This is a genomic window from Bacillus sp. SB49, from assembly GCF_000469135.2.
GTDB lineage: Bacteria > Bacillota > Bacilli > Bacillales > Halobacillaceae > Halobacillus.
Genome location: NZ_CP048117.1, coordinates 362,909 through 386,962, shown reverse-complemented (window position 1 = coordinate 386,962; position 24,054 = coordinate 362,909). Strand labels below are relative to the sequence as shown.

Genomic DNA, 24,054 nt, shown 5'->3' with positions numbered 1-24,054 from the left:
TCATGAACAAGTTTTTCAGTCTCATGCTTTTTCTGGCTGCCCTGGTCTTCTTATCTGCGTGCAGCCAGGAACCGAACAGCACCGATTGGTCGGACCAATCCTGGCAGGCCATCGAATCAGCTTCTGAGAATACTACCGTCCGTTTACATATGTGGGGTGGGGATGAAAGCATTAACCAATATATCGACGAATGGGCAGCTCCCCGCATGAAAGAACAGTTTGGTGTAACGTTGGAGCGCGTGCCGATGGACACACCGGAAATTCTGCAGAAGCTCCAAACCGAAAAACAAGCCGGCAAACAGGATGGATCGATCGATCTTATCTGGCTGAACGGCGAAAATTTCAAAAATGCTAAAGAAAACAAATTATTGAGCGGAACGATCACCGACGGTCTGCCCAATTTCCAGAAATATTATGATACGGACTCACCAGCCTTTCAAAAAGATTTCGGCACAGAGGTGGATGGAATGGAGGCCCCATGGGGAAAAGTTCAATTCGTCTTTTTCTATGATTCCGCCAAAATTGAAAACCCGCCGGAAACTTTTGAGGAACTGCAAACGTGGATCCACGAAAACCCAGGTAAATTTACGTACCCGCGCGCAGAAGATTTCTCCGGCAATGCCTTCCTGCGGCATATTTTGTACGCAAAGGCAGACAAGCCTTCAGACATCTATGATCAGCCTCTCGATGAAGAGACCATCCAGCCGACAGCAGATCAGACATGGGATTATTTAAAGGATATAGAAGAAGATCTTTGGCGGTCCGGCGAACATTATCCGAATGACCTGACTGAATTGGACCGTCTATACAGCGAAGGCGAGGTATGGATGACGATGGGGTACAACGAAGCACGCGCAGAATCATTAATCGAAGACGGCGTATTTCCTGAAACAACGAAATCCTTCGTCATGGAGCCGGGGTCCATCGGAAATACCCACTTCCTGTCTGTACCGTTCAATAGTCCGAACAAACCAGGCGCTTTGACGACCATCAATTTCCTGTTGTCTCCGGAGGCACAACTGGCCAAGCTTCAGCCCGATTCCTGGGGTGACAACACACCGATCAGCCTCGACCTGCTGCCGGAAGAGCAGAAGCAACAGTTTGAAGCGGTTGATCGGGGCGATAGTGTCCTTCCTGTAGAAAAATTGGAAGAAAGCTTTCTGCCCGAATCAGCAGCTTCTTATGTCGAATGGATGACGGAAGAATGGTTTAATGAAATCGTTCAGGACTAAGAGCCTGTGGTTGCTGCTTCCATCCCTTCTTTTTCTGGTCATGCCGTTTTATGGATTGGCAAACGGCATGATCCAAAGCCTGATGGATGACGGAAGTGTGCGGCTTACGCACTATAAAGAGCTTGCAGACAACGGGAGATTCATAAGCTCCATCAGCTTCAGTGTCCAAACGGCTTTCCTTGCCACGTCCCTTTCCATGGTCATCGGGCTCGTGATGACCAAGTATTTCTATACCTATCTCAAGAAAACATCGTCACGGCTCCTCGTCTGGATACCAATGCTCTTCCCTCATTTTGTATGGGGGTATGTCGTTCTCCTGCTCTTATCGGAATCGGGTGTGGCGGCTCAAGCATTGACTTCTTTTGGCCTGTTGGCCGGCACGGAAGCTTTCCCGATTTGGACACGGGACCCGAACGGGATCGGCATCATCATTACTTATGTATGGAAAGAACTCCCGCTTGTCATTCTGCTGCTCTTCCCTGTGTATGCAGGAATAAACAGGGAGTATTATGACCTTGTCGAAACGATGGGCGGCAGCGGCTGGCAGAAGTTCAAAACAGTGGACATGCCAAGCCTCACCCCCGTCTTGATCGAGACGTTCCTCATCGTCTTTGCCTTTACCTTGTCTGCGTATGAAGTGCCGGCATTGCTTGGAACGACTTATCCAGAAATGGCAGCGGTATTAAGCTATGACTGGTTTTATGGAAGCTCTTGGGATGATCGTCCGCTTGCGTTTGCTGCAATGATTTCTATAAGCCTTCTCTTGCTTGCTCTGGCTGTCGTCGGTTATGCCTTTGTAAACAGAAGGAGATGGAGAAGAGCGAAAGGAGAATCTTTATGACCTTGAAGAAAACATTGTTTTACCTGGTCACAGGGGGAGTATTCGTATTTCCTCTGTTCCTTTTGCTTTTACAGAGCCTCAGCGCTCCATTCCGGTTCCACACAGGAAATGGGATCACGCTTCAATGGACGAGCTATCAGCGGCTTTGGAATGACCCTTATTTGATCGAAGCGACAGGGACATCCGTTCTAATAGCTTTCAGTGTGCTTATCCTCAACTTCCTGATCGCCCTCCCCGCCGGAAAAGCTCTTGCGACGACAACTTTCCGCGGCAAGGTGATTCTGGAAGCATTCCTGCTTGCCCCCCTGCTTATTCCCGTTCTTGCCATTACCATGGGCCTTCACCTTTGGATGATCCGAATCGGGTTGGCAGACACAGCAGCAGGCGTCATACTTATTCACCTGATCCCGACGGTTCCCTACAGCATCAAGATTTTCCATAACACCTATAAGCAGATCGGATCTTCCATGCTGCAGCAGCCCGAAGTACTGGGAGCAGGAAAGCTCCAGCAGCTGTTTACCATTGAACTGCCCCTGATGAAGCCGGCGATCCGGAGCACGACATTCCTGACGATCGTCATCAGTCTCAGTCAGTATGCGATAACTTCGATCATTGGGGGAGGACAGGTACGGACCCTTCCGATGGTATTCTTTCCGTTCATGGAGAATGCCGATCCGTCCCTGATGTCCGCCTTCTCCATTTGGTTCGCACTCGTACCACTAGCTATGTATGCCATAGTGGAAGGAATGATTTCCTTCCTCCCATATACTCATACACGATGGAGGAATCAACGATGACAAGCCCAGCTCTGGAAATTCAACGGATCACTAAACAGTTTAAAGGACCGGTCGTATTGAGTGAACTTTCCTTTACCATGGAAAAAGGTCAGATACTCAGTGTGGTCGGACCATCAGGAAGTGGGAAAACCACCCTCCTGCGTGTCCTTGCCGGCCTGGAAAAACCGACAAGCGGAACAATCCTGATGAACGGACAGGATATTACGAGGCAGAAAGCCAATCAACGGGATATCAGCCTCGTCTTTCAACAACCGCTCCTGTTCCCCCATATGACTGTGGAAGAAAACATTACGTACGGAGCGAAAGTATCCAAAAAATACACGCCCGAAAAGATAGAGCAGCTGCTTGCTGCCATCGGAATGACAGATTACCGAAGCCACTTCCCATCACAAATATCCGGCGGCCAGCAGCAGCGGACCGCGCTCGCCAGGGCTATGGCGACAGAACCGGAAGTTATATTGTTCGATGAACCATTCAGCAGCCTCGACCCTCATCTACGCCAGGATCTGCGCTATTGGGTGCGTGACTTTTTAGTGAAACGGAACACGACCGCTTTGTTCGTTACGCATGACCTGGAGGAAGCTATGATCATGGGGGATCGGATCGCCCTCTTTCAGGATGGAGCCTTTCAGCAGATCGGGGATGCGGATACGCTCCATGACTATCCTGCCAACATCCACGTCGCATCCTTCATGGGTGGCCACTTTATCATTGATGACCGGACCTACGTGCCTTTAAAGCATGTAAGATTTCACTCGTCGGAAAAAGAAGAGGATAGCTTGACTTTTCAGGGAAGGGTGGAACACATTACGTACAACCACGGCCATCCCATCGCTCATATCGAGCTTCCTGAGCTGGAGAAGAAGCTTGCCATCCCTCTCCAGGACCGCTCGCTTATAGAAACGGACGTACTTCTATATGTAAACAAGGCGGACGTGCGTACCTTTCAGGCGGGGATACAGTGAGCAGGAAAAGCATCGGCCGGGCTCTCGTCGTTTTAACTGTGTTCCTCTTCGCAGTCTTTATCGTGAGGAGCCAACTGAACGTATCCCCGGATCATATCCGCTCCTACATCCTATCCTTCGGTGCGTGGGGGCCGGCCCTCTTCATTTTGCTGTATGCCGCCGGTCCGATCATTGTTTTTCCGACTTCGATCCTTTCGCTCGCCGCAGCCTTCGCTTACGGATTGTGGCCCGGAATCCTTTATATCATCATCGGAGCGACAGCAGCATCGATCACCGGCTATGCGATGGGGCGTTTCTTCGGAGATTCCGTCCTGAAATTCGAAGAATCCAAATGGGCGGCAGCGGTCTATCCGAGGATGAAGCGTCAAGGTTTTCTGTATGTATTCATTCTGCGCCTTATCCCACTAGTCGGTTTCGATATTTTAAGCTACCTTGCCGGAATGACAAGAGTCCGCCTCTCTGCTTTCCTGCTCGCTACCGTCATAGGGATGCTTCCCGGTTCTTTTGCCTACAGTTTAGTAGGTACAAGTCTGGCCAGCGGGAACCGCAGCTTGATCATTGCAGCTTTCAGCGTCTTCGCCTTCGTCCTCGTTCTTACTTTCTTATTCCGCAATAAAGTGAAAGAATGGTTAAAAATACGCTGAAAAAAAGTCTTTGACGAGTCCTGTGCTGAAGGACAGACGTCAAAGACTTTTTTATTGATATTTGGCCATGAATTCTTTGTCTATTTTATGCTTCATCTTCCAAGCCTGCCGGTTATGGGCACTGAGCGGTCCATAGATAAGGAATCCCCGCTTTCCGCCTGTCGACAGAATATACATGGCATTTTTCTGAGGAGAGAAATGCTGCAGTTCTTTCCCATCCAGATAACTTCTTAGATTGTTAAACAACACCGGCCCCTGCTTTACCGCATAGACACCACTTTTCGGCAGATCGGGATGATCCATCATGGTGACACAATCGCCCGCACCGAACATGTAATCGAACCCTTCGAATTGTAAGGTCGAACGAACGTAAGCAAAACTCCGTTCATCCACTTCCACACCCGAGCGTTCAAAGACGGTATCACCGAAAGCTCCGCCCAGCCAGAGCACACCTGTGTGGCGAACCTGATTGCCGGTAGCTGTATGGACATGGGAGTCTGAAACCTCCTGTACACGTTCCTGCTCCCAGACTCGCACACCCTTTTCCCTCAACAATCCTTCCAGCTTCGTAGAGACCCACTTGGGCGCATCCGACAAAATGCGCCCGGATGTAATGATACGTACCTGGCCGGGAATCCCCTGCATCTCTTTATAGGCCTGCATCGACAGAGCCAGCTCCGTCCCGGCCGCTCCCCCACCGATAATGAGCGGCATCGGTGTTTCCCGCAATTCCTTCATTTGTTCAATGAATTCGTCATTCGGCTTGACCGAGCGCGCAGGCGACTCTGCAAAATCAGGGGGGAGACTCCCAGAACCGATATCAAAGCTGACGACATCGAACGGATAAGCGGATCCATCTTCGCAAATGATTTTCTTATGACGAACGTCGATCCTCGCTGCTTTCTTTTGAATCCGGTGAACACAGGCATCTATAGTCAGCCTCCTGAGATCCACACGTGTCTCTTCCTCTTCATAGATACCCTCTGTAAAACCGGAGAACATTCCTGAGTAATATTGGTAACGGTTTGGCGAGATCAAACATACTTGTACGTTCGGAAGTGGATTCTCCTTCCACTGGCGCAACACTTCTAAATGGGCATGACCCGCACCAACCAATAACAACCGTTTGTACAAATGGCAGAACCTCCTTATAGAAAACGTCCACATGGGGACCATGTGGACGTACCGATTAAAGACTTGCTTTCAAAAACTCCAGCACTTCTTCGGGAGTCTTCGCGTTCGCACTGTGAAGATGTGCCTGTTTATTACCGTTCTTGAAAATCAAGAGACTCGGAATGCCCATGACTTCATATTTCTCCGCCATTTCCGGAAGTTCATCACGATTAACATCGTACCATTGATATCCGTTGTACTCCTCGAGAATATCTCCGATAAACATGTCCATACGGCGGCAATCCGGGCACCAGTCCGCTTGGAACTTCACAATAACCGGCTGCTCGCTTTCAATGATTTCGTTGAATGTATCAACAGTATGAATAGATTCCATATCTTCCATTCTCCTTTGTGCTTCAATCTATCTTCCATCTTAATAGAATCTGGAACTTTTGTCTTACGTTCTGCTTATTTATATTCGACTCTTCCGAGCAGCCACGCCGCTGCCAGACCTGCAAGGAACGTAACGATGCTGACGATCCACATGACACCGTTCTCCGGAACTCCCGGGAAGATGACGACGACGGACCCGATCACCAATCCGATGATGACGGCAAACGTACCAGCCGTATAATTCTCCAGGAAAAACTTGACGATTTTACTCATCGTTATCAGTCCGATCAGAATTCCAATACCGACCACGGCAATGATGTCGATCCGGAAATCAGAGATACCGCTGACAACCGTCGAATAGATACCGATGATCAGCAAAATGAACGATCCGCTGATGCCCGGCAGAATCATAGCACTGCTGGCAATCCAACCCGAGAAGAAGAGCAGCAGATACGTTGAAGCTGTCATGTTTTGCAGCGGCTCGGATTCTCCTGTCTGGAAAAACACCATAGAAGCGACCGCGGCTGCACCGATCAGAAGCAGCAGGTAATGCTGAGCTTTAAAGGTATGCTTCATATCCGCTTTATGCGCTAAATAAGGCAGGACTCCGATGATCAGACCAAGGAAGAAAAACTGGGTCGGACCAGGATAATGCTCAAACAACCATTCAATTACATTAGCAAGCAGGACGATCGATATACCAATACCGATTCCAAGCGGGATGAGAAAACGAAGATGCCGTTTCCATTCCCTGCTGAATATTCCATTGATCGCTTCAATAAGACGATCATAAATACCTAAAACGACCGCGATGGTTCCTCCACTGACTCCCGGAACGACATCACTCGCTCCCATCAGCAGTCCGCGGTATATGTTCTTCCATTCCCACATCATCCATAACTCCTTTGCGACATGCATAGTCACTCTCTATTCTATCAGAATTCGAATCTCCTTAATGATACAATTTCATGAAAATAATTAAAAAACAGTGAAAAAGCGGTTACGGATGAGTGGAAGACAAAAGCTTCCGGTTAAGCGGAATCCTTTTCCATTTGTTCATTATCCCTTTCTATCGCCTTCTTATCGGCACGCAGCGCCTTGTACAAGGATACGACCATGAGAATCATGACGAAGGAAAAGGGGAAAGCGGCTGAAATCAAAGCATTCTGCAGTGCCTGCAGTCCACCTGAATAAAGCAGTACCGCAGCCATGGATGATTGGATCAGTCCCCAGACGAACTTGACCATCGTTGGCGGTGTCAGTGAACCGTTCGTCGTCTGCATTCCGAGCACGAACGTAGCGGAATCTGCTGATGTAATAAAGAATGTACCGATCAGACACATCGCGATAATCGACATAATCAAACCGAGTGGATAATTGTCGAAGGAGCCGAATAATACCTGCTCTGTCGCTAATTGGGTCAGGTCTGCATCTCCACTTCTCTGCACTTGAATGGCAGAGGAACCGAATGTGGAAAACCAAAGGAATCCGATGGCTGACGGGACGAGCAGGACACCGGAAAGGAATTCCCGAATCGTCCGCCCTTTAGAAACACGGGCGATGAAGATTCCTACAAATGGAGACCAGGCAATCCACCAGGCCCAGTAGAAAACCGTCCAGTCATTGATCCAGGTTCTGCTTTCTTCACTGTTCGGCGCAAGACGGAAACTCATCCCTGGAAGGTTCTGTAAGTATGCACCGATTGTATCTGTGAACATATTCAAAATGAATAAAGTCGGTCCGACAATCAGCATCACAAGCAGGAGCAGACCTGCCAAAATCATATTCGTATTACTTAAGTACTTGATCCCTTTACTTAGCCCTGTATAAGCAGACATCATGAACAGCACCGTAACAATCAGGATAATGGTCAATTGAATTCCAAAAGAATCCTCAATGGAAGTCAGATACGTAAGGCCGCCGTTGATCTGCGCTGCCCCGAACCCAAGTGTCGTTGCCACACCTACAATCGTTGCAAATACAGCGATGACGTCCACCAGTTTCCCCCACGGCCCCTTCATTTTCTCTCCAAAAAGCGGTTCCAGGGTCGAACTGATCAAAGCGGGTGCTCCCCGGCGGAACTTAAAGTAAGCGAGCACAAGCGCGACGATGGCATAAATTCCCCAAGCATGCACACCCCAGTGAAAATAAACGAACCGCATCGCTTCGTTAAGAGCGGCATCAGAACCCGTTTCCGACAAAGGTGCGTCGGAGGCAAAAAAAGTTGTCGGCTCGGCCGCTCCCCAAAAGACGAGTCCGATCCCCATCCCTGCGCTGAAAAGCATTGCAAACCATGTGGGATAACTGTAATCCGGTTTATCTGATGGTTTTCCCAATTTGATTTTCCCGTATGGGCTGATGATCATGTACAGACAGAATAGTACGAAACCTGTGACAATCAATAAATAATACCAGCCGAAATGGACAGAAATGTAGGTTTGAATACTACCTGTGATCTCCCCTAAGTTGCCGGGTGCCACCGCCCCCCAAACGACCGACAATAGTGCGATGGCTAATGTGATCCAAAATACGGATGTAACCTTATTCATCATTCGTCTCCTTTCCGACCTGGTGAGATTCCCGGGTAAGAGGCATCCCCCGGTCATGGAAGTTCTTATAGACGAATACCCATACTTAGAAAATATAAACAGAAAAGCGGACTTTCTTCCTGAGCATAATGACCGTAACGCCCGTCACATTAAAGTTAAAGCCTTTAATAATTTTATCCCGCAGCTATATAACAAACATCAATACAGCAGCCGGATTAACCAATGATGCTGCGGGCGATGATGCATTAATCCTTGTTTCAGCCATTCTTTTTGATGCTCATTCAAGTGAGGATACAGCAACTTGAAATCTGCTTCGTTCTTTTCCGTATCAGAAAATGCTTTATACAAAAGGACAATTTCCGGATTTAAGTAAGGCAGCCCGTTCTCCGAGCGCAGATGCATGGAAGATAGATCATAATGAACAGCTGCGGAGAAACGGAACCTCTCCTTTTCCTGTTCCTGCAGCCACACATTTACTTCCTCCCCTGTAGGATACACGGAGACTTCCACTGGGAGATGTCCCAAGCGGGGACCAATCGCGGAAGAAGCTGCTGTCCTCAGGCTCTATTAAAGCAATATCCACATTATGATGATGACGGGTTTCTTCTCCTATATGAAGATCCACTGCCCAGCCTCCCGCCACCCACCATCTACCAGGAAAGTCCCTCATCCAGTCTCCAATATTTCTACACGGCTCAAACATGCTTTTCCCACTCCTCTCTCTCTATGTTTACCTATCCCGGCCCATCCTAGCCCACTCTTACAAACCTATCCTTGTTTGGTAGAATGAAGAACCATAGAAAGGAGGTGGAACGAAATGCTTACAGGAAAATCCTTAGAATTACGACCTGTTTCAGGGGAAGACTGCTTCGGGAGGAATAAGAAGCATCGTATGAAGAATGCTGATGTTTCCTGCAGGAAAATGTAGGGAAGGCTATATTGAATGACCTATTATCTGATTCATGAAAGGGGAGTATGATGAAAGAACAGTTAAAAAATCCAGTTTTTCTTATTTCAGCAACCGTCGTAGCCATTTTAGTCGTGATCGGGGCCGTCAATCCGACAGGGTTCGGGAACGTCGCCGGCACATTATTCGATTTCACAACCTTGAATTTCGGTTGGTTTTACCTGATTTCCGTATTCGGATTCGTCCTATTTCTTATTATTTTGAGCATAAGCAAGTACGGCAAAATCAAAATCGGTCCTCAAGACTCCAAACCGGAATTCCCATTCTTCACATGGATCGGGATGCTGTTCTCCGCAGGATTCGGGGTAGGAATCGTCTTCTACGGAGTAGCAGAACCGATGAGCCATTTCTTTGAGACCCCTTTCTCTGACCTCGAACCACAAACAGAAGAAGCAGCCAGAGTCGCTATGGGATATTCCTTCTTCCATTGGGGTGTCAGCCAATGGTCGGTGTTCGCCATCGTCGGTCTGATCATCGCCTTCCTTCAGTTCCGGAAGGATAAGAACGGCCTGATTTCTACGGCTCTCGAACCTGTACTCGGCAAATCCAAAGTGGTCAAAAACACGACAGACTCCCTGGCCGTCATCGCTACGGTAATGGGAATTGCCACCTCTCTCGGACTCGGCATCCTGCAGATGAACGGCGGGTTGAATGCCGTATTTGATGTTCCGAACAACACCACAAGCCAATTACTTATCACCGCCGTTCTGCTTATTCTATACTTAACCTCTTCAAGCACAGGATTGAATAAAGGCATCAAATGGTTGAGCAACCTGAACCTCGGTCTGTGTCTTCTTCTCCTGCTGTTTGTCTTTATTGCAGGCCCTACTGTTTTCATCCTGAACAGTTTCACATTGGGACTGGGAGACTATCTGAACAACTTTGTCAGCTACAGCTTGAGGCTTACGCCTTATCAGGGAAACAATGGATGGCTGCAGGACTGGACGATCTTTTACTGGGCTTGGGCCATTGCCTGGTCTCCATTCGTCGGAGCATTCGTTGCAAGGGTTTCCAGGGGACGAACAATCCGGGAATTCGTTTTCGGTGTGCTTGTCGTGCCGCCATTAATCGCCTGCCTATGGATCGCCACTTTCGGTGGTACGGCATTGAACAGTGACCTTAACAGTGGAACATCGATTGCATCTGCTGTTAGTAACGACATCACCGTCGCTTTATTTGAAACATATGAATACCTTCCGTTGACAGGAATCATGTCGATGCTGTCTATCTTATTAATTGCAACATTTCTTATTACATCGGCAGACTCCGCCACTTATATCCTTGCAAGTATGACGACGAACGGAAGCCTGACACCTTCTCTTCCGATTAAAATCGTCTGGGGTGTACTAATGGCGGCTATTGCGGCTGTTCTACTCGTCGCAGGAGGACTGAATGCGCTGCAGACGGCCTCTCTTGTTTCCGCCCTGCCGTTTACCATCATTCTGATCATTTTCGTTTACGCCTTTACGAAAATGATCCGTAGAGAACCTCTACCGGAAAGAAAACGGAAAAAATAAACAAGAAGACGCCTCCTTGTTAAAGGAGGCGTCTTCTTGTTTAACCCATGCCGGGATCGCCCGGATCTTTGTCAGGATGAACGGAGCCCATACCAGGGTCGCCCGGATCTTTCGCATACGTATGACCATCTGAAAACGAAGCACCTGCGGCCGAAAGCAATACAAAAAGGAACAGCAACGTCAGCATTTTTCTCATGAAAAATCTGCCTCCAATTATGATTGTATTCGTTTCAAGAATTCCAAAGGTACACGTGCAAAGAAATGGTCCCCACGTTCGGTAATAAATCGTTTATGTGCAAGATTCAACCGATCTTCATCCCGCTCGGCAAGCCCCATGTAACTCTCTTGAAAAGGAGTCAGCACAGGAAGCGTCCGCAGGAAATCCTTCGCCCGCTTCACATCCCCTTTCACAATACAAAGATGTGCATTCTCCACAGGGTCCGGTGTAGTGACTCCCTCCGTCTTATGATGGAAAGCCGAGATGAACGGAAGCGATCGGTGAAGAACGGAGTCAATGAGAGGTCTTTCGTTGATTCTCTCTGCGATTTCCAGAGCTTTACTGAGCGGCTCGATGGCAGAATTATATCCGTCAAAGAGTAGACATAAGGCCAGGTGATGATACATACGATACTTCCGCTTCGGTGAAAGTTCTGTATTGATCATCTTATAAGCGTACCGGCTGGCGAGAATAGAGTTGTCTGTCTTCCAATAATGCTGGAAAAGGAGCTCCTGGTACCTCTGATTCAAATAATAATACATGAGGGGTTCATCCACGGCTCGAAGCGCAATCTCACAGTCATCTAAATATTTATCCAAGGCTGTGTACATCTTCAAATCATAGTAGGAATAAACGAGGGTGAAGAGGTGAAGACAATGCATGGAAGGGTTCGTAAACCGGATAGCCTTCAGTTGATGAACGCGGTCCATCGTTGATTTTCTTTGGCGGCGATCCATCAAGATACTGTAAAGAAAAGACACATCTTTCCTGATGCACGGCTGATTCATCCAACATGTTAGATCATCGAACAAATCATTCATGTAGAGAAATTCCATCGAGGCGATCTGTTCGGATAACTGATCAGGAGTATGGGCGAAGATGAAATCCCGTGTCTGATTAAGTGCTTCTATTCTGGAATAACGTTTCAAGTTATTCAAATAAATGGTATATAACGAAGAGCTTCGGTTCATTTGCAGACTTGTAAGCGGACTCGGCTCAATCAACTTATAATTCACCATAAGCACCAAGACTCCTCTCTTATGCTTATTTACATTTTATTGAATAAAATTCCACCTGTCCAGTACAAACCAATTGGTATGCCGCTATATTACCTAGAATACACCTAAAGATAACCGCCCCTGAGAAGGTTGCTGCTTCTCGAGAGGCGGACGATCAAGTATTACTGTATCAGTTCGTGCTGCACAATTAAAAAATGATGGAGGTCAGAAACCATACATTCCAGAGTACCAGCCCATATATCAGTACCTTCTCCGTACTGGAACCCGTCTTAAATGTAAATAAAAACTGTACGTACTTTTTAGATATAGGATACCCAAGAGGGATACCCTGTTTTGTTATGTAGTCCCCGAAAAGGTGGGATACAACACCGATCATCAAACCTCCCAGGTAAAACCATGGGATATTCAACGTTTGTTCCAATATGTAACCATATAATGCCAGCAGACTCACGAACAGGATCGAGTGGGTCATTTTCCTATGACCGCGGATCATAATTAGAATGGGCAGCAGAAGCATGACGAAGATCTTCAGCTCATCCCTGTATGTATCCAAGTACTGAGGTGCAAATAAGTAGCAGAGGAAAGCGAGGGTAAACACCGTCATCAATCCTCTCCAGAACTTACTGCCAAGCGTGGATGTCGGTGTATCGATATCTGGTAATAAGGAACCGAATAAAACAAAGACAAAATATAAGATCGTTTGAAATGGTCGCTCGGAAACCAATTCAAAGGAAGGAAGCAGCGTCAAGGCACCCACCCCGAAAGTGAATCCGACGACCTGGTGTCCACGTGCCATCATGATGTTTCGAACCTCTCTCTGTTTAAAAAATAAACCCACATCCAGCTGGATAGTGGGAAGTCAACACTCTTTTTCCGGTAGACCGCTTAATTGAAACTTCGGTCCTTCCATCGTCTGTTTGCCTTCAATCGTTAACGTTTCCGTCAGATGCATGATCCGCCCGTCGATTGCAACGGGGATATCGTTGATCTGATGCAGTTCGTCATCTGCCTGAGGTTCCCCGATCGTCATTCCGATATCAGGTTCCCCGCAGCCGTACCCGGCAAAAAACAGGCGGAGACAACCGGCTTCTTCGTCTTCTAAGATCTGATGCAGTAAGTCTCTTGCTTGATCGGTTATCTTCATGACCTTCATCCCTCCGCCTCTAAAATACCACACTTTTCCGAATCGATAAAATAACAGGATTGCAAACAAAGAAGCACCCGGAAAACGGGTGCTTCTAAAGGTATGACTTATACAGCTCTTGGCTTAAGTTCTACTTCGATGTTACCACGAGTCGCTTTGGAGTATGGGCAGAATTCGTGGGCAGCTTTCGCAAGCTCCTCAGCTTCTTCCTGCGTCACTCCCTTAATATCAACATTAAGTACAACGCCGATTTTGAAGCCGTTGTCCGACTCATCTTTCAACAGACTTACGTCAGCAGTGACCTCTGAATCGATGTCTTTCTTCTGCTTGCTTGCCATTAGGTTCAATGCACCGTCATAGCATGCAGAATATCCGGCAGCAAACAGCTGCTCAGGGTTGGAACCTTTTTCATTTCCTTCACCCGGCTGGACCAGGTTCAAATCGATCAAACCATCATCAGAAATGACATGGCCGTTACGTCCACCTTTAGCTGTTGCGTGTGCTGTAAACATTGCTTTACTCAAAATCACCACTCCTCGACTGATTATTTAAAATCATTCACAATAAACTCATACCTCATAATTCCCTACATTAAACCTTCCTAATCCTCCTATACCTCATATTCTTCCTTCAGCGAATCCGGAGCCATCCTCACCATAAGCTGTAGAACGAACGTCAGGACAGCGAGATCATCGATAAAACCAATGACCAAAAGGAAATCAGGTATTAAATCCCACGGAAAAGCGACATAGCCGAGCAAAAACAGCAAAGAAAGCCATTTTTTCCAGGGGGTCACTTCTGCCGATCGAAAGAAACGGATGAGGAAAGGTATCGATTTTCTTATATGTAGAAGGAACTTGATCCGTCTGAGCATTTTGATCATGATCTTCACTCCTCTACCTCATTATAACGGCACCTAAGCCGCTGTACCAGCGTCCGCTTACGATTGCTTTAACTTACGTGATACTTTACCATGAAATGGACGGGACCGGCACTTCTCTTATTCGATATAGTCGGTCCATCGACCGTTTCTACACAGGCATACATATCAGCACTTGTTATAAAGCCCACTTCATTCATTTTTGCATACGCTATGTTAGGTTCTAGAAAATAAAGGAGAGAACGTTGATGAGGATCTTATTGTTGAATGGAACAATTGTCGGTAAGAAAACGAGAACATTGTTAAATGAAATAGAAGGATATATACAAAACCTTCCGGACACCCACGACACCCAGATCGTCGATTTGGAGAATTATGACCTGCAATTCGTCGATGGGAGGCCTGCGGACGAATATAATGAAGATATGCAGGCGCTTATTCAGGCCGTAGAAAGTGCAGATGCCTATGTAATCGCGACACCCATCTTCCAAGGATCCATTCCTGGAACGTTAAAGAATGTTTTCGATGCAGTATCCCCGCTGGCCATGCGTTATAAGCCCGTTTCGATCGTAGCAAACGGCGGTACACTGCAGCACCATCTGGTCATCGAGAATCAATTGAAACCGATCTTGAATTACTTCCGCTGTATGGTGACACCGAACTATGTCTACACCCACACGAACCACTTCTCCACCCAGGGAGAACTGATCGATGAGGATGTGCGCAACCGTTTAAAAGAAATGACCGTCGTATTTAATAAATACATGCAGATGAGCCGGCATTTAGAGCCGGATAAATAAAAAACCTGACCGTCCCACATAGGGATCCGGTCAGGTTTTTTCATGTTTTGGCAAGGACTTTGCCGACATAATTCTGTGTCTCCCGGAAAGGTGGAATACCGTTGTACTTGTCCACGTTTCCCGGTCCCGCATTGTAAGCGGCCAGCGCAAGCTTCTTATTTCCATCATAGCGGTCCAGCATCTGCTTTAAATATTTCGTTCCACCCATTAAATTATCCTCTGCGTCGAATGGATTCTTGACTCCCAGTGCTCTAGCTGTCGCAGGCATGAGCTGCATGAGTCCCTGCGCACCAGCGTGGCTTGTTGCATCTGCTTTAAAGTTCGACTCTGTATGGACCACCGCACGGACAAGGCGTTCATCTACACCAAATCGTTCGGCAGCTTTCGTAATCAACTGATCGATGGAACTCGGTGCCGTGCTTTCCTGCACTACCTCTTTCTCTACCGGTTCCGGCTGTGGAGAAGGAAGAGAAGAGAAGGACAGCGGGACAGTGTTGTACGTATTGGAACCAACGGATAACATCGGAGCCTCTCCGCCTTCATCATCCTGACTGCCGAACGGAGAAGACATAGCCGCTTGGAGCAGGCTTTGGAACGTCGGCCCCTGCATCAAGCCGGACGTTTGATTTATACCGCCGCTCATCATTGACATTGCCTGCAGCTGAATCAAGTACTGATAATTACGGATATCCACCTTTTCATTCCTCCAACCTTTTATTATCTATTATTTTACATCAATCCCAATGAGTCGACAATCTGCCATTTGATTGTAGTGAAAAAAGTCGAAAAAACACACACTTTTCCAGAACAAGTAAAAACTTGTGAAAATACTTCGACAAAAGCCCAAACCATTAGCACCTTCCATCTTTACTTTTCCCAAAGCGGATGACAGTCGGAAAATGTTACAATATAGTTAACAAAAGAGATCCTCGTTATTCACCGTGCCGGGCGTGTTCTGGTTGTCCACGTTCTGCACATTTGTCTGATGAAGGACCGAATCCTTCATCATCGGTATAGGTACTCTCTTTTGTCTCTTACGTCGAATCACCCTACTATTTTTCCCCGCCAGGAAAAATAGCCTGTAGATTTCATGGTCTGCTTCCCTCAATGAAAAGTACGTGCCATCCCCCTTTCCACTATGGAAAGGGGTTTTTCTTTATGCCGGTGGACAAGCTGTCGAATTTTATGGAGAAAAGATAAATAATGGTTCTCCCTCCTGCATATATTGGTGAGGAGAGGAGGTGAAAGACATGGTGGATTTGAAAGCTGATGGTCGTGTATTCCTTTATTTATCTGTACTGATCGCCGGGTATGCTTTGTTCAGCATCGGTGACACAGCCGGTAATTTCTTCGATCAATTCCTTTACTATGCCGGGTACATTGCAATGATTCTATTTTCTTTCGCACTTATTATCCTTGGCTTATCAAGACTGTTCCGACAGTTTAGGTAATTGACAGAAGAAGCATCCGTTCTCGTCCTCCTGTGAAGTCAATGTCCGCTTCCATTCAAAAAGACTGCCGAGCACTTCCTCGACAGTCTTTTTTTAGTCTATGGTCTGAAATTAACCCTGTCCTTTTTATTCCGAAGGTAGATTTTTAAAGAAAGGTATAAAAAAATAAAAGACGTCCTCCACGTGGGGGACGTCTTTTTATTTACGCTTTTACCTTTTTCAGCTCCTGTAGAACTTCTGAAGGCTCTGCACGGTCCTTATAGTCAGATTTAGTATATTCATAAACGATCGAACCATCTGTATCAATGATGTAAGTCGCGGAAACTGGAAGCGTCCAGGAATCGTCTCCGTTATGTTTGTCCACGTTCAACCCTTTGTCCTTATATACTTCAACGAGATAGTCCGGAAGCTTGTAAACGAGATTGAACTGCCGGGCTGCTTTGTTTCCAACATCACTCAATACATGGTACTGCAGGTCATTTTTCTCCTGGGTCGTCATGGACTGGTCCGGAGTCTGCGGGCTGATGGCAATTAGCTGAGCCCCCTCCTTATGGATGTCATCCAGGATCTCCTGATACGCACGCAATTCCATATTACAGTAAGGGCACCACCCGCCACGATAGAAGGTCACGATGACAGGACCAAACTTAAGCTGTTCGGAAAGCTGAACCTGACCGCCTTTAGCATCTGGAAGGGTGAAGTCCGGTGCTTTTTCTCCTTCAGAAAGACCGTTACCTTCTTCAGAATTTTCCAATTCATCAATGGCGTTCCTCATCTTGTCCTGTACTTCCTTAGAAGTATTTTGTTTAAAATTCTCGATATATTGGTCAAACTGGCTGCGCATATCAGTTGTCATTCGAAAAACTCCTTTTGGATCATTTTCGATTTTCATTTTACTTGGAATCTTTCTAAACATAAAATGATACGTCTTCATACAATCAGCATAAACTTCCAGCAAAAAAGGCCATATCCTATCCACATCCATAGCAGCAGTCATCGATGTGCCTGGGATGGCTTCTCTCCTAACAAGAGGATGCGGGCAGGCTTCAACAAACCGAACGAGACGTATACGCACGGTCTCCCGAGCCTCCGCCCGGCAGTCGTTTTCTTCCTTACTTTATTCCTTCGGCTTAAAAAGGGAACGCATCCACCCTTTCCAACCTCGCTGGACACTTTTTTCTTCCACGCCAGTTACGGAAGGATTAACCGTTACATCCTCCAATTCCACAGGATAATCAACGGTCAGGACAAGTCCTGTATCCGTATCCGCTTCCTGGTTGGAAACCATGGTATGATGGATGCTCTCCTCTTCAGCAATGTCCATGTATGGACTGAGAAAGCGATAACTCACTTCCCCGTTCAACAACAGAGTCGCATCCTTATATTGCTTCATCCGGGATGAAAGCTCCTTCTTTGCCGTTCCCTGCATAACCTGTCCTTTCGTAAGAACAAGAATCACTCGTTCACGGATGGTTCCTAAGTACTGCTTCCGTTCGGAAGGTTTGGTTTCCGGCGTCCCGTATATCCCTTCCTGCAAATAATCATCGACGTTACGTTTCTTCATACGTGCACCTCATTCTCCTGCTGTATCTGTCGCCGTCCTGTTCCATCAAGGAACAAGGACGTCAATGTGGGAAGGAAGAATCGCCAGTTCCACCGGCAGACCCGCCCCCTCTTCTCCGTCTACGTTTGTGACAAGCTCCGCCTCGGAAGTCAGCCTTACTTTTTCTGCTGTAAAGTAATGGACACCTTCCACACTCTTCAAGTTGCCCCTCATGATTGCCGTTAGTATCGAACCTAGACGAATCATGCTCACTTTCGGAACGACATAACAATGAATGACACCGTCATTCACTTCCGCCTCCGGTGCCATTTTCTCGAATCCGCCTGTCGAGTTGGTCAATGCAGCGAGAAAAAGAAGCGCCTCCCCTTCCCAGGCCTTATTGTCGTAATCGATCCTGAGCGGGTAGCTTGAGTTGGCGGTGAGTGTTTTCACACCCTCAACAATATAGGCGAAAGGACCGAATTTTGTCTTCAAATCAGGGGAGACGTCATAGACGGCCTCTGCAATGGCTCCCGCCGCGACAATGTTGACAAAATAGTCCTCATTGAACTTCCCGATATCGACCTGTTTGGTTCGATCCGAACGGAGCACTTCAATCGCTTCCTCGATATGAAGGGGTATATCAAGCGCTCTGGCGAAATCATTCACCGTCCCGAGTGGTATGATGCCAAGCAAGGGCCGATGATCTTGGTCAACCATTCCATTGATGGTTTCATGCAGGGTACCGTCTCCTCCCATCGAAACGACCAGACGGAATTCGTCTTTACAAGCGTCCTGACAATACTTGGTGGCATCCAATTCTTTCTCTGTCTGCACAACCTTCGTTTGATATCCTTTCTCTTCCAAAATCTCCTCGATCCGTTTCACATGATCCAACGCTTCTTCTTTCCCAGATGAAGGGTTCACTATAATCATCGCTTTATCCATACCTGTATTCCTCCTCCGCTTGCCTCTGCTCTCTTCTTTCCTTTTCACAGAGGAGAAGAAACGCATTCTAACGTGAATTTTTCTGGAACGAATAGGTTGTCTGCACCGGGCAAAAACCGACGGCCCTTAGAAACCCGTCCAGGCTGCGTTGCAGATCGAATGGTGGCGACACCCGCACATCGCTGACATTTTGCTCGTCCATCCAAGCCAATACTGCCCGGCAGAGGTGGGAACCGATACCTTCCCGCCGATAAAATTCGTCCACATATATTTCTTGAATTGTACCTTGATTATTGTCATCCATTCTTCCAAGCGCATACCCTGTCATCCGTCCCTGAACTTCAGCGACGTACAGTTTCTGTTTCGGATCTTCAGAGAGGAAAACGTCGGCAGCCCAGAATTTCCTTTCTCTAAGCTGCTCCGCTCTCGCTTCCTTGGTTGTCTCCCTCTCTTTCATCACATGAAGAAAATCGATGCTGTATCTTGTAAAATGCATCAAGTCGCGCTCCAAAGGCTCACGGACTTCCATGTATTGCTTCCTCCTTCACTCTTTCCAAACTACATGATACTCTGGTGTACTTTTTATCACATCGTATGCAAACGAGCAAACAGGATCTACCTTCTTCTTCTCTTTTCTTGCATAGTTGACGACGTGATCAACCAGATCTTTTCCGAGTCCCTGCTCTCGCTGGGCTGGTGTCACTTCTGTACTTGTGATGGTGATCACATTGTCATCCTCTTCAAAAAACAACTGGGCATCAGGGCTGTCCACACCACCGATATAAAATTCTCCTTTGGATTCATGTATTATTCTGTCCATTGTTATCACTCCTTTTATAAGAGCATACCCATTTTCCACCTGCGAAAAAACACCTGCCGGAATGATCCAGCAGGTGTTTATCCTTATGCCGTCGGTTTCAGTTCTTCCTCCAGCGGAATATTACGATTCAATCCTTTCCTTGCGGCGATAAAGAATGCTGCTACAATCGCTACCGTAATGACGGCGGACAGGATATAGGAAATATTGATAGAAAGCCCGAAGCCGATCGGTGCATTAAGAATGTACGTAAAGGTAGCCATTGTCATAAATGTTGCCGGGATAGCTGCAATGAAATAGTTCTTCCTGGCAAGGAATAAATACATTGCTCCAACCCATAAGGCAATGACGGCCGTCGATTGGTTAGCCCAGGAGAAGTATCTCCAAAGCAGAGTGAAATCGACGCGGGTCAATACGAAGGAGATAACGAACAGCGGCAGGGCGATCCACAACCGGCTCATAATCTTCTTCTGGGAAATATTCAGGTAATCAGCAATGATCATTCGGGCACTCCGGAAAGCAGTATCTCCGGAAGTGATCGGGAGAATGATGACACCAAGGACGGCAAGCGTTCCGCCGACTGCTCCAAGCATAGCGATCGACACTTCGCTTACCACCGCAGCAGGTCCACCGGAAGCAAGCACTTCATTCAGACCGGCAGAGCCGTTGAACAAGCTCATGGCTGCAGCGGCCCAGATCATGGCGATAATTCCTTCTGCAATCATCATGCCGTAGAAGATGCGGCGCCCTTGCTTCTCCTGCTGAGTCGTACGGGAAATGATCGGCGTCTGAGTAGCATGGAAGCCGGAAAGAGCTCCGCAGGAAATAGTAAGAAACAACAGCGGGAAGATCGGCGCATTATCCGGGTGCATATTCGTAAGGCTGAGCTCAGGAATTGGTGCTCCTGTCACAATCAACGAGATGCCGACACCAAGAGCACTGACAACAAGAAGGGCGCCGAAGATCGGATAGAACCGCCCGATGATTTTATCGATCGGAAGCATCGTCGCCAACAGATAGTAAACGAAAATAGCTGCTAGAATTACAGGTAGAGACAACCAGCTGCTCGTCATATTGTGCAGAAGATCTGCAGGGGCGGTGACGAAGACCGTTCCCACAAGGACCAGCAAAAGAATAGCAAAGGCATTCACCACATGCTTCATCACTTTACCAAGGAATTTACCGGCAAGCTCAGGAAGGTGCGCACCACGGTTACGGATCGAAATCATACCTGTCAAATAATCATGGACGGCACCGGCAAAGATACAGCCGAACACAATCCATAGAAACGCAACAGGACCGTATAAAGCACCAAGGATCGGACCGAAGATGGGACCGACACCGGCGATATTCAGTAATTGAATCAAGGAATTTCTCTTCTCTCCCATCGGCAGATAATCGACCCCGTCGCCGTGGGAATAAGCAGGCGTCTGACGTTTTTCATTGACACCGAAAACTTTCTCTACGTACTTACCATATGTGAAGTAACCGACAATTAAAATAGCAATACTGACCAGAAACGTAATCATGGATTTTCCTCCCCATCATTGTAATCGCTTACAAATAATGTACCAGGATAACGCTTTCATGAGTCGTTTCCAGCTTAAGATGTCGAATAGGCGGCCCAACACGTCAAATACCCGTACTGAAAAACAGCACGGGTACTCCTATAGCTCTAATTGTTTACGCAAGCCTTTCACATAGTTTCTGCTGACAGACAGACGCTCCTCGGTTCCTTTCAATTCGAGCTGATACGCTCCGTTGAACCATGGAGTCAACCGATCGATATAGTCCAAGTTAACAAGATAGCTTTTGTGAATCCGATAAAAGGAATAAGACCGCAGCCGCTCTTCGATTTCCTTCAAAGGAGCCTTCGTCTCGTAGGTGCCGTTTCTTCCTGCAATCTTGGTCACCCGCCCATCGCGGTACACATACATGATATCTCCGGGGTCGATGTAATCAATACGCTCCTCCCCCTCGACAGCAAGCCTTGACGGGCCGGTTTGAGACAAAGTTTCCGTTTCCGGCTGCATCAGCCGGATCACCCGTTCCACCGTCTCGTTCAGGCGCTCTTCCTCAAACGGCTTCAATAGATAGTCCACCGCCTGGTGACGGAACGCTTCGACAGCAAAATCGGGATATGCCGTTGCAAACACAATAATGGGCTGTTTCTTTAATTCCTGAACAGCTTTCGCTACTTCCATGCCGTCCATCTTCGGCATCTCCACATCCAGGAATAATACGTCCGGTTGAAGCTGGAGCGTCTTCATCACCGCTTCTTCTCCGGACCCTGCTTCTCCTACCACTTCGAGCTCTGGGTATTGATTCAGAAGAAAGTTCAATTCTTCTCTGCTGAAACGTTCATCATCAACGATCACTACACGTATTTTCTCCATCATCGTGTAATCTCCTGCCTTTCCACGGGCAATAAAAACGTAATTTCCGTACCCGCTCCATGCTCACTTTTAATCGAAAGTGTGGATCCTTTTCCATGCATGTGCTCCAACCGTCTGTTCACGTTATAAATACCAAAGCCGGTACCATTATGTGAATCGACGTAATCTGTTCCGAGCGTTTCCAAGCGTTCGGGATCGATCCCTGTGCCATTATCTTCTATGGAGACACGGACGCCGTCCTCCTCTGCTTTGACAGAAATCCGGATAACCGCTTCTCCATCCTGATCTTTAATTCCATGCTTCATACAGTTCTCCACTAAGGGTTGAAGCGTCAATGGGGCTATCCTTGCTGTCAAAGCAGCTTCATCTACGTCGTAATAGACGTGGAGCCGATCCACAAATCGTGTCTCTTCGATCAACAGGTATGCCTTCACATGCTTCAATTCTTCTTCTAAGGTAATCCAGGTTTTCCGTGTCGCATTGAGGTTCTGGCGGAAGAACTTAGAGAGCGCTATTAACAAGGAGCGGGCACGATCCGGCTCTGTTCTCGTCAAGGATACGATTACGTTTAAGGAATTGAACAGAAAATGCGGATTCACCTGCGCCTGGAGAGCTTTCACTTCCGCTTCTCTAGCAAGTTCCTGCGCTCTTTCCGCATCGGCAAGTTCCAGTTGTTGGCTGAGGAGGGCACTCAACCCTTGAATCAACTCAATCAGTACATTGGATATATCCTTTTCTGAACGCACATAGAATTTCAACGTTCCCACTACTTCCTGCCGCTTCATCAGCGGAGCGATGACTGCCGCTCCTAATGGGCATCTTGCCGTTTGACAATGAATCTCTTCGTGACCTGCTATCGCCATCTTTCCGTCTCTGATGACCTGCTTCGTCGCATCTGTCTGAATCGGAACTCCGGACTTATGATGATCATCAGCAAGACCTACATGGGCAAGGATATCATTCTTATCCGTCATGGAAATTGCGCTGACATCCACTTCTTCATAAATGATACGGCAGGCCTGTCCTGCCGACTGGGCAGACAATCCTTTTCTTAAATGAGAAACGGTGGACTCCGCCAGCTTTAATGCTTTCTGAGCTTGAAGAGCTCCTACTTTCTCTTCTTCATGAAGCACATTCCGTATGATTAACAGGAACAATGCAGCCCCGACACCGTTCGCGGCAATCATGGGTAAGCCGATTTCCTGAACAAGCCCCCACGCTCTTGAAAAAGGGGACGCAGTAAGGAGAATGATGCCCATCTGCACCGTCTCCGCCAATGCACCGACGAGCAGGGCCGTTGTCAGCTTTAATGGTCTGTCTTTCTTATGGAACAAGCCGGCAAGGAGCCCGGCCACGACAGCAGAGATTCCGCAGGCAAGACCGGTGAAACCACCCAGAGAAAACCGATGCAGCCCCGCGATTACGCCTGCGCCGATTCCAATCCGGTACCCTCCGAATAATCCGGCAGCCACAATTCCGATGACTCTGGAATTAGCAAGCGCTTCCGATTCTCCTAAATTAAAGGCCCACCTTCCGAAATCCAATGAATCCGTATTGTAGGTAATCCCTGTATAGGTGCCGATGATACCGAACACCCCGAAAAAGACGACAGCCATGAACTGCTGTCCGGAATCCAAGGTCTTTTTATCTATCAGTTCCCGAAAAAAACGGAACCTCGTTATGATGAAAGCGACGGTCACGATGATACCGAGTCGCTCCAACATGGGAAGGAACAGTTCAAACATCGCTCGCCTTCCTCTCTGTACTTTTTTCACTTATTGTACCATGTTTGAAAACGGTTCATGTAAAGGAGCAAAACGA

29 protein-coding genes are annotated in these 24,054 nt (G+C 47.4%); 8 read left to right on the top strand and 21 right to left on the bottom strand.

Annotated features, from left to right (window positions below; translation table 11 throughout):
* Window positions 1–2: 2 nt before the first annotated feature.
* The 5 genes from M662_RS02045 to M662_RS02025 are packed head-to-tail and all read left to right on the top strand — an operon-like array spanning window position 3 to window position 4,479.
* Window positions 3–1,232, top strand: a complete 1,230-nt coding sequence (locus tag M662_RS02045; protein ID WP_026576991.1) for an ABC transporter substrate-binding protein — start codon at window positions 3–5, stop codon at window positions 1,230–1,232.
* Window positions 1,213–2,073, top strand: coding sequence for an ABC transporter permease (locus M662_RS02040; protein ID WP_026576992.1), 861 nt, complete (start codon window positions 1,213–1,215; stop codon window positions 2,071–2,073). The genes M662_RS02045 and M662_RS02040 overlap by 20 nt, the downstream gene beginning before the upstream one ends.
* The gene (locus tag M662_RS02035) at window positions 2,070–2,870 is read left to right on the top strand and encodes an ABC transporter permease (RefSeq protein WP_026576993.1); all 801 of its coding nucleotides are present in this window, start codon (window positions 2,070–2,072) and stop codon (window positions 2,868–2,870) included. Before M662_RS02040 ends, M662_RS02035 begins: the two co-directional genes overlap by 4 nt.
* Window positions 2,867–3,835: an ABC transporter ATP-binding protein gene (locus M662_RS02030; RefSeq protein ID WP_026576994.1), complete on the top strand. Its 969-nt coding sequence runs from the start codon at window positions 2,867–2,869 to the stop codon at window positions 3,833–3,835. The genes M662_RS02035 and M662_RS02030 overlap by 4 nt, the downstream gene beginning before the upstream one ends.
* Window positions 3,832–4,479 (top strand): TVP38/TMEM64 family protein, encoded by a 648-nt coding sequence (locus M662_RS02025; RefSeq protein ID WP_026576995.1) that lies wholly within the window; start codon window positions 3,832–3,834, stop codon window positions 4,477–4,479. Before M662_RS02030 ends, M662_RS02025 begins: the two co-directional genes overlap by 4 nt.
* Window positions 4,480–4,530: 51 nt before the next feature.
* Here the strand turns inward: M662_RS02025 and M662_RS02020 are convergent, their stop codons facing one another.
* The 6 genes from M662_RS02020 to M662_RS19715 form a co-directional block, all read right to left on the bottom strand.
* Window positions 4,531–5,613, bottom strand: a complete 1,083-nt coding sequence (locus M662_RS02020; RefSeq protein WP_008633018.1) for an FAD-dependent oxidoreductase — start codon at window positions 5,611–5,613, stop codon at window positions 4,531–4,533.
* Window positions 5,614–5,668: 55 nt separating this feature from the next.
* Window positions 5,669–5,986, bottom strand: coding sequence for a thioredoxin family protein (locus M662_RS02015; RefSeq protein ID WP_008633019.1), 318 nt, complete (start codon window positions 5,984–5,986; stop codon window positions 5,669–5,671).
* A 74-nt stretch (window positions 5,987–6,060) separates the two neighbouring features.
* Complete coding sequence (locus tag M662_RS02010; protein WP_008633020.1) at window positions 6,061–6,876, bottom strand: DUF368 domain-containing protein; 816 nt, start codon at window positions 6,874–6,876, stop codon at window positions 6,061–6,063.
* Between the two features lie 140 nt (window positions 6,877–7,016).
* Complete coding sequence (locus tag M662_RS02005; RefSeq protein WP_008633021.1) at window positions 7,017–8,534, bottom strand: glycine betaine uptake BCCT transporter; 1,518 nt, start codon at window positions 8,532–8,534, stop codon at window positions 7,017–7,019.
* Window positions 8,535–8,732: 198 nt separating this feature from the next.
* Window positions 8,733–9,005, bottom strand: a complete 273-nt coding sequence (locus M662_RS02000; RefSeq protein WP_026576996.1) for a hypothetical protein — start codon at window positions 9,003–9,005, stop codon at window positions 8,733–8,735.
* Window positions 8,947–9,204, bottom strand: coding sequence for a nucleotidyltransferase domain-containing protein (locus tag M662_RS19715; protein ID WP_442858827.1), 258 nt, complete (start codon window positions 9,202–9,204; stop codon window positions 8,947–8,949). The genes M662_RS02000 and M662_RS19715 overlap by 59 nt, the downstream gene beginning before the upstream one ends.
* A 305-nt stretch (window positions 9,205–9,509) precedes the next feature.
* Between M662_RS19715 and M662_RS01995 the strand changes: the two genes are divergently transcribed.
* Complete coding sequence (locus M662_RS01995) at window positions 9,510–11,018, top strand: BCCT family transporter (RefSeq protein ID WP_026576997.1); 1,509 nt, start codon at window positions 9,510–9,512, stop codon at window positions 11,016–11,018.
* A 40-nt stretch (window positions 11,019–11,058) separates the two neighbouring features.
* On the opposite strand, the gene M662_RS01990 is transcribed toward M662_RS01995, so the two are convergent.
* The 6 genes from M662_RS01990 to M662_RS01965 all read right to left on the bottom strand — a co-directional run bounded on the left by M662_RS01990 (window position 11,059) and on the right by M662_RS01965 (window position 14,281).
* The gene (locus M662_RS01990; protein WP_161484934.1) at window positions 11,059–11,214 is read right to left on the bottom strand and encodes a hypothetical protein; all 156 of its coding nucleotides are present in this window, start codon (window positions 11,212–11,214) and stop codon (window positions 11,059–11,061) included.
* Between the two features lie 17 nt (window positions 11,215–11,231).
* On the bottom strand, window positions 11,232–12,254 hold the full coding sequence (locus M662_RS01985) for an AimR family lysis-lysogeny pheromone receptor (protein WP_026576998.1): 1,023 nt from the start codon (window positions 12,252–12,254) through the stop codon (window positions 11,232–11,234).
* Window positions 12,255–12,441: 187 nt separating this feature from the next.
* Window positions 12,442–13,053 (bottom strand): metal-dependent hydrolase, encoded by a 612-nt coding sequence (locus M662_RS01980; RefSeq protein WP_008633029.1) that lies wholly within the window; start codon window positions 13,051–13,053, stop codon window positions 12,442–12,444.
* Between the two features lie 60 nt (window positions 13,054–13,113).
* Window positions 13,114–13,407 carry an iron-sulfur cluster assembly accessory protein gene (locus M662_RS01975; protein WP_236096532.1) on the bottom strand — a complete coding sequence of 98 codons (294 nt, stop codon included), beginning with the start codon at window positions 13,405–13,407 and terminating at the stop codon, window positions 13,114–13,116.
* Between the two features lie 98 nt (window positions 13,408–13,505).
* Entirely contained in the window at window positions 13,506–13,922 is a 417-nt protein-coding gene (locus M662_RS01970) for an organic hydroperoxide resistance protein (RefSeq protein WP_008633032.1), read from the bottom strand.
* Between the two features lie 86 nt (window positions 13,923–14,008).
* Window positions 14,009–14,281, bottom strand: coding sequence for a YkvA family protein (locus tag M662_RS01965; RefSeq protein ID WP_008633033.1), 273 nt, complete (start codon window positions 14,279–14,281; stop codon window positions 14,009–14,011).
* Between the two features lie 245 nt (window positions 14,282–14,526).
* On the opposite strand from M662_RS01965, the gene M662_RS01960 reads away from it, so the two are divergent.
* Window positions 14,527–15,078 carry an NADPH-dependent FMN reductase gene (locus tag M662_RS01960; RefSeq protein ID WP_026577000.1) on the top strand — a complete coding sequence of 184 codons (552 nt, stop codon included), beginning with the start codon at window positions 14,527–14,529 and terminating at the stop codon, window positions 15,076–15,078.
* Between the two features lie 40 nt (window positions 15,079–15,118).
* Here M662_RS01960 and M662_RS01955 read toward each other — a convergent pair whose 3' ends face one another.
* Window positions 15,119–15,772: a lytic transglycosylase domain-containing protein gene (locus M662_RS01955; RefSeq protein WP_026577001.1), complete on the bottom strand. Its 654-nt coding sequence runs from the start codon at window positions 15,770–15,772 to the stop codon at window positions 15,119–15,121.
* A 556-nt stretch (window positions 15,773–16,328) separates the two neighbouring features.
* Between M662_RS01955 and M662_RS01950 the strand changes: the two genes are divergently transcribed.
* Window positions 16,329–16,529 (top strand): hypothetical protein, encoded by a 201-nt coding sequence (locus tag M662_RS01950; protein WP_008633040.1) that lies wholly within the window; start codon window positions 16,329–16,331, stop codon window positions 16,527–16,529.
* Between the two features lie 202 nt (window positions 16,530–16,731).
* On the opposite strand, the gene M662_RS01945 is transcribed toward M662_RS01950, so the two are convergent.
* From M662_RS01945 to M662_RS01910, 8 genes are all read right to left on the bottom strand, one after another.
* Window positions 16,732–17,385, bottom strand: coding sequence for a peroxiredoxin-like family protein (locus M662_RS01945; protein ID WP_008633042.1), 654 nt, complete (start codon window positions 17,383–17,385; stop codon window positions 16,732–16,734).
* Window positions 17,386–17,646: 261 nt separating this feature from the next.
* Window positions 17,647–18,093, bottom strand: a complete 447-nt coding sequence (locus M662_RS01940; protein ID WP_008633043.1) for a YueI family protein — start codon at window positions 18,091–18,093, stop codon at window positions 17,647–17,649.
* Window positions 18,094–18,138: 45 nt separating this feature from the next.
* Window positions 18,139–19,020 carry a diacylglycerol/lipid kinase family protein gene (locus tag M662_RS01935; protein WP_008633046.1) on the bottom strand — a complete coding sequence of 294 codons (882 nt, stop codon included), beginning with the start codon at window positions 19,018–19,020 and terminating at the stop codon, window positions 18,139–18,141.
* A 67-nt stretch (window positions 19,021–19,087) separates the two neighbouring features.
* Window positions 19,088–19,549 carry a GNAT family N-acetyltransferase gene (locus tag M662_RS01930; RefSeq protein ID WP_026577002.1) on the bottom strand — a complete coding sequence of 154 codons (462 nt, stop codon included), beginning with the start codon at window positions 19,547–19,549 and terminating at the stop codon, window positions 19,088–19,090.
* A gap of 15 nt (window positions 19,550–19,564) precedes the next feature.
* Window positions 19,565–19,840, bottom strand: coding sequence for a GNAT family N-acetyltransferase (locus M662_RS01925; RefSeq protein WP_026577003.1), 276 nt, complete (start codon window positions 19,838–19,840; stop codon window positions 19,565–19,567).
* An 83-nt stretch (window positions 19,841–19,923) separates the two neighbouring features.
* Window positions 19,924–21,366 carry a carbon starvation CstA family protein gene (locus M662_RS01920; protein ID WP_008633053.1) on the bottom strand — a complete coding sequence of 481 codons (1,443 nt, stop codon included), beginning with the start codon at window positions 21,364–21,366 and terminating at the stop codon, window positions 19,924–19,926.
* Between the two features lie 138 nt (window positions 21,367–21,504).
* Complete coding sequence (locus tag M662_RS01915; RefSeq protein WP_026577004.1) at window positions 21,505–22,236, bottom strand: LytR/AlgR family response regulator transcription factor; 732 nt, start codon at window positions 22,234–22,236, stop codon at window positions 21,505–21,507.
* Complete coding sequence (locus tag M662_RS01910) at window positions 22,233–23,978, bottom strand: sensor histidine kinase (RefSeq protein WP_026577005.1); 1,746 nt, start codon at window positions 23,976–23,978, stop codon at window positions 22,233–22,235. Before M662_RS01910 ends, M662_RS01915 begins: the two co-directional genes overlap by 4 nt.
* Between the last annotated feature and the right edge of the window lie 76 nt (window positions 23,979–24,054).